The sequence below is a fragment of the Methanosarcinales archaeon genome, from assembly GCA_014859725.1.
In the GTDB taxonomy this organism is placed as follows: domain Archaea; phylum Halobacteriota; class Methanosarcinia; order Methanosarcinales; family Methanocomedenaceae; genus Kmv04.
The window spans coordinates 1-5,189 of the sequence record JACUTQ010000156.1; the positions used below are offsets into that span (position 1 = coordinate 1).

The following is a 5,189-nucleotide window of genomic DNA, read 5'->3' on the forward strand; positions in this document are numbered from 1 at the left end:
CATGGCATTAATGTAATAATCTGCTGTTTACAAGGAGTTTTGGGACAACCTGCCTGCCAGAGGATGATTTGAATCTAATGTGACAGTAGATTCTGAAAAATCTATTACCCTGGCAATTTGTTGAGAACCATTTTCCGCAGGACTGGCGAGTTTTAACATCTGCCCGATTTCAGGTTCAGGATAGGGATATTCTTCTCGATCAATTTCAACAACTAGATCTTTTCGATATGGTCCAAATCCATTTTCATACGGGACTGTAATTCTTTTTGTGTCACCTTGCTTCATATCCAATACTGCCCGATCAACACTGGATATTATTTCATTATTACCTACCTTGAATTCCATAGGTTCACGATCATAGGTTGACTCAAAGGTAGTCCCGTTTTCCAATTCCAATTTATAATGAATTTGAACTGTGTCCTGTATTTCCACTTTCATTTTTATTTCACCTTTAATCTCAAAAAGTTGATTAATTCTTTTTTTCAAAATCGATCAACTGTATATGATAAATCAGATCTTTACCTGCTAAAGGATGATTTGCATCAAAAGTAATGGTAGATTCAGAAAAATCAATTACTCGGTAAACATTTGAAGGTAACTTTTCATTGAGTGGAACGATCTTTACCATCTGCCCGATTTCAGGTTCAGAATATGGATGATGTTCTCTGCCTATTTCGACAACCAAATCTTTTTGAAAAGGGCCAAACCCCTTTTCATATGGAATTTTTACTTTTTTCAATAATCCTGGACTCATTCCTAATATTGCTTGCTCCAAACCCACAATTACTTCATTATTTCCAGTTGTGAATTTCAACGGCTCCTTATCTAGGGTTGATTCAAATATTGTTCCATCTTCGAATTCAACTTCATAATGAATCTTTACAACATCTCCCATTTCAACTTTTACCATATTTCAATTCACCTCTATCGTCTATGAATGGGCAAATATAATTCAACCTTATAAGTAATTAATTTGATAAATAATAGAAAATTGAACGAAATATCTGCAGAAAATGAAGATTTTACATAAAATCGGAATAATTTAAGTACAGAAAGATTTTTAATGTAATTCATGGTCAGTAAAAAGGATGAAAAAATTCTTAAGATTCTTCAAAATGGAGCCAGAATTCCAATATCAGAGATCGCGAATCAGGTTAATTTAAGTGAAAATGGTGTCAGATACCGACTTGAAAAATTGGAAAACGAAGGATATATTAATAATTATACAATTCTTTTAAACCCTAGTAAATTTGGAAAGAAAACACTTGCTTTTTTTAATCTGGAAATGCAGCCGAAAAAGATGAAAAGTAGTTTAAAAAATTTGATTGAGATTGATGAATTTATAAAGATATATCAGACAACTGGACAATATTCAATAAAGGCTGTTGGATTATTCGATGATGAGGGGGATTTGTCGAATTTTATTAATAATAAACTTTTACTTCATTTTCCCATACAGAATTATTCTGTGGAGATTGTGACAAAAAGGATTAAAGATACGGTATATAATATTTAGCTTACTTTCCGCACATCTCAAAACCGTTTTAATCGCATTTAATTTTAACCAATTTTACTGGTTGTTGGTCAAAATAAACTGATTAGTCCTTTACAATGATGACATATGCTCTCCAACCCCTGTATTTCTTAGGAGCGTCTATTTTTGCAGAATTACCAAAAGGTGTAATCGTTTTTTCATAAATTAATTCAACCTGTTCTTGCAAGACAAAGTCTTTATCTCCAACCTGGACTTTTCTCATATTATGGATATCCTTGGATATCCTTAAATACTTTGTGGTCATTATCCTAATAGATATCAAATTATTGATCTTAGTTTGGAAAATATTTGTCAAATTCGCTCTAGTCAGGTGAACAATATGAATAATGCAGAATCACTTGAATTAAAATCGGAAACAATAGACGCATTACCGATCATAAACCACTTCATCGATAGGTTAGGTCTTGATGAGATTATAAAATGTGCAATGCCGTATGCAGACCCAAGTAACCATATTATGCCATATACATCCATTGGCATATTTTTAAGGAATATCATAATGGGCCGTTTACCGGTTTATGGATTCAATGAATGGGTAACACTTTTTGATTCTCAGCTTTTTAATCTTAAAACTGAACAAGTTGATTCTCTCAACGATGACAGAATTGGTAGGGCTCTTGAAAAATTGTTCGACACTGACAGGGCCAGTCTCATGACTGAAATTGTTCTCAAAGCAGTCCGTGAGTTTGATCTTAAGATGGATCAATTTCACAATGATTCAACTTCAATAACATTCCATGGGGAGTATGAAGATGCAAATGGAGACAAAAAGCGCGGGAAGGAGACGCTTGAAATAATTCGTGGCTATAACAAAGACCATAGGCCTGATTTAAAACAACTGGTTTTTGATCTAACAGTTACATCTGATGGTGCGGTTCCTATACATTACAAAGGTTATGATGGAAACAGGACAGATGATACAACACATATTGAAACCTGGGATTCACTCAGAGAACTAAAAGGAAGTCCTGATTTCATATATGTAACAGATAGTAAGTTGTGTGTATCTGAAACAATGAGATATATTGATAGGGAAGATGGCTTTTTTATCACAGTTATAAAGTTCTTGGGCACACCGCCGCCCACATACACCACACCTGTTTTTGTGGACTGCTCAACCATTCTGGTGATCTCGTCAGCATCCCTGATCTGGTCAACAATCACATGATGGCCGTTGCGCCGTGCATATACCAGCCCGATGCCGATGGATGAATCAGTCAGGGCGGGTATGAATATTGGAACATCATTCTCATAAGCGCTGACAATAATTGAATCGCTGCTGCCGCCCAGTTCTTTAACCCTGGCACCCAGCAGTGATATGAATTCTCTTGATGAATACGTCTTATTCCCATCAAGTGAAGAACCGAAATTCCCGATCAGCCGGTCTGCCTCCCTGAATTCCTCTTCAACAGCGATAGGATGATAATCCTCAGTACAATTCTTGAAGGGATCGGTTTTCGGTCTGAATACAGGACAACAAGAATTAATGTCTGTAATCGTTGAAAGACGATAGATTTAAAATCGATTGTATTGTTATAATTAATAAAATGATCGACCTGCATACCCATTCAATATTCAGTGACGGAGAACTGCTGCCCAGTGAGCTTGTGCGCAGAGCAGTGGTAAAAGGCTATTCTACAATTGCCATAACTGACCATGTGGATTTTTCCAATATTGAGCATGTATTGAAAGGGATTAAAAAAACCAAATATATTGAGGATGTCTGGGACATACAGGTACTCTCAGGGGTGGAGATCACACATGTTCCTCCCCAGAAGATATCAAAATTAGTAGATCTGGCAAGAAAACTGGGTGCTGAAATTATTGTCGTTCATGGTGAGACGCTTGTTGAACCCGTAATAACAGGAACAAACAGAGCTGCTATTGAAGCACAAGCTGATATTCTGGCTCATCCTGGACTGATATCAAAGAAAGATGTGGAATTGGCAGCAGAATTAGGAGTATGTCTTGAGATCACAGCCCGTTGTGGACATAATCGAGCTAACGGTCATGTGGCGAAGATATCAACAGAAGTTGGCGCAAACCTTGTGGTAGGAACTGATTCCCATTCACCCGATGACCTGATCACAGATGAAGATGCTCTTAAAATAGCAATGGGTGCGGGGTTGAATGAAAAACATGCACAAGACGTTCTTATTTCAAAACCTTTAAATCTAATAAACAACCTCTAATATAAAATCTTACGATACCTTTATATATCGGAGATATGCTTTATATATTACTTTCATAGAGGTGCATATTTGAAAATACTTGGAACAGTACTTCATACTTCCAGCCATAGGAATTTAGTAATTAGAGGGGATGAAACAGAAAAAATATATATTAAATCAAGATCTCCCGGAATTAACTCAATAGTTTTCGACAAAAAAAAGAAGAAAATCGGGAAAATCAATGACATATTCGGGCCTGTAAAACATCCGTATTTTTCTGTTAAACTCTTTAAGAATGTTACTAATGAATATCTCAGAGGTTTCAAAAATAAAAACGTCTATGTTAATTGAACGAAAAATTATTCTAAAGTTCCGTTTTACAAATATTATCAAATATAATTTTATATTATTAGTCAGGGAATGAAAATAAATGGTTGAAATAGAAAAAGAAAGAGAGATTCAGAGATCTGAAAGAAGCAAAATCCGAGAAGGTATTAAACTCAGAAAAGAGCAGGAAAAAGTAGGTACTTTCGAGAAGCCTAAAGTAGAATGTCCGGAATGTGGAAGCCGCAGTCTGGTACACGATTATGAGCGGGCAGAACTGGTGTGTAACGAATGCGGTCTTGTAGTAGATTCCGAATTCATAGACCAGGGACCTGAATGGAGAGCCTTCGACCATGACCAGCGCATGAAAAGAAGCAGGGTAGGGGCCCCTATGACCTATACTATCCATGACAAAGGTCTGTCCACAATGATTGACTGGAGAAACAGGGACTCTTATGGGAAATCCATTTCATCCAAGAGCAGAGCACAGTTATACAGGCTGCGAAAATGGCAGCGTAGGATCAGGGTCAGTAATGCCACTGAGAGAAACCTGGCATTTGCTCTGTCTGAGCTTGACAGGATGGCCAGTGCACTTGGTCTTTCCCGGAACGTCAGGGAAACCGCGGCTGTAGTTTATCGAAAAGCAGTTGATGAAAATCTGATAAGGGGACGCAGTATCGAAGGTGTGGCCGCTTCAGCATTATATGCAGCATGCCGACAGTGTAGTGTACCCAGGACGCTGGATGAGATCGCAGAAGTATCCAGGGTAAGCAGAAAGGAGATTGGCAGGACATACCGCTTCATTTCCAGGGAACTTGGACTGAAACTTATGCCTACATCGCCCATTGACTACGTACCGCGTTTCTGTTCAGGACTTAACCTGCATGGAGAAGTACAGTCCAAAGCTGTGGAGATCCTCAGACAAGCTGCAGAGAAGGAACTTACTTCGGGTCGTGGACCTACTGGTGTCGCAGCAGCGGCCATCTATATCTCCAGTATCCTTTGCGGGGACCGCAGAACACAGCGGGAAGTGGCAGAAGTGGCTGGGGTTACTGAAGTTACTATAAGGAACAGATATAAAGAACTGGCCGAGCAGCTGGATATTGAAATAATATTATAATGGAAGTAAAGACATTATA

Annotated in this window: 8 protein-coding genes; 4 read left to right on the forward strand and 4 right to left on the reverse strand. The window is 37.8% G+C overall.

The window, feature by feature from the left end:
* Positions 1–27: 27 nt before the first annotated feature.
* Together IBX40_10840 and IBX40_10845 are read right to left on the reverse strand one after the other, a co-directional pair.
* The gene (locus IBX40_10840; protein ID MBE0524813.1) at positions 28–438 is read right to left on the reverse strand and encodes an FKBP-type peptidyl-prolyl cis-trans isomerase; all 411 of its coding nucleotides are present in this window, start codon (positions 436–438) and stop codon (positions 28–30) included.
* Between the two features lie 31 nt (positions 439–469).
* Complete coding sequence (locus tag IBX40_10845; protein MBE0524814.1) at positions 470–910, reverse strand: FKBP-type peptidyl-prolyl cis-trans isomerase; 441 nt, start codon at positions 908–910, stop codon at positions 470–472.
* A 162-nt stretch (positions 911–1,072) separates the two neighbouring features.
* Between IBX40_10845 and IBX40_10850 the strand changes: the two genes are divergently transcribed.
* The gene (locus IBX40_10850; GenBank protein MBE0524815.1) at positions 1,073–1,516 is read left to right on the forward strand and encodes an Lrp/AsnC family transcriptional regulator; all 444 of its coding nucleotides are present in this window, start codon (positions 1,073–1,075) and stop codon (positions 1,514–1,516) included.
* A gap of 82 nt (positions 1,517–1,598) precedes the next feature.
* On the opposite strand, the gene IBX40_10855 is transcribed toward IBX40_10850, so the two are convergent.
* Positions 1,599–1,757 carry a DUF2080 family transposase-associated protein gene (locus tag IBX40_10855; protein ID MBE0524816.1) on the reverse strand — a complete coding sequence of 53 codons (159 nt, stop codon included), beginning with the start codon at positions 1,755–1,757 and terminating at the stop codon, positions 1,599–1,601.
* Between the two features lie 692 nt (positions 1,758–2,449).
* Positions 2,450–3,070, reverse strand: a complete 621-nt coding sequence (locus IBX40_10860; GenBank protein MBE0524817.1) for a deoxyhypusine synthase family protein — start codon at positions 3,068–3,070, stop codon at positions 2,450–2,452.
* Between the two features lie 32 nt (positions 3,071–3,102).
* Between IBX40_10860 and IBX40_10865 the strand changes: the two genes are divergently transcribed.
* From IBX40_10865 to IBX40_10875, 3 genes are all read left to right on the forward strand, one after another.
* A complete protein-coding gene (locus IBX40_10865) occupies positions 3,103–3,747 on the forward strand; it encodes a histidinol phosphate phosphatase domain-containing protein (protein MBE0524818.1) in 645 nt (214 codons plus the stop codon).
* Positions 3,748–3,816: 69 nt separating this feature from the next.
* Positions 3,817–4,077, forward strand: a complete 261-nt coding sequence (locus tag IBX40_10870) for an H/ACA RNA-protein complex protein Gar1 (GenBank protein MBE0524819.1) — start codon at positions 3,817–3,819, stop codon at positions 4,075–4,077.
* 79 nt (positions 4,078–4,156) lie between these two features.
* Positions 4,157–5,170 (forward strand): transcription initiation factor IIB, encoded by a 1,014-nt coding sequence (locus IBX40_10875; protein MBE0524820.1) that lies wholly within the window; start codon positions 4,157–4,159, stop codon positions 5,168–5,170.
* Positions 5,171–5,189: the final 19 nt, after the last annotated feature.

Bases quoted from the DNA above. Each gene is read 5' to 3' on its own strand.
- IBX40_10840 (MBE0524813.1), bottom strand. From the start codon at position 438: ATGAAAGTGGAAATACAGGACACAGTTCAAATTCATTATAAATTGGAA.
- IBX40_10845 (MBE0524814.1), bottom strand. From the start codon at position 910: ATGGTAAAAGTTGAAATGGGAGATGTTGTAAAGATTCATTATGAAGTT.
- IBX40_10850 (MBE0524815.1), top strand. From the start codon at position 1,073: ATGGTCAGTAAAAAGGATGAAAAAATTCTTAAGATTCTTCAAAATGGA.
- IBX40_10855 (MBE0524816.1), bottom strand. From the start codon at position 1,757: ATGAGAAAAGTCCAGGTTGGAGATAAAGACTTTGTCTTGCAAGAACAG.
- IBX40_10865 (MBE0524818.1), top strand. From the start codon at position 3,103: ATGATCGACCTGCATACCCATTCAATATTCAGTGACGGAGAACTGCTG.
- IBX40_10875 (MBE0524820.1), top strand. From the start codon at position 4,157: ATGGTTGAAATAGAAAAAGAAAGAGAGATTCAGAGATCTGAAAGAAGC.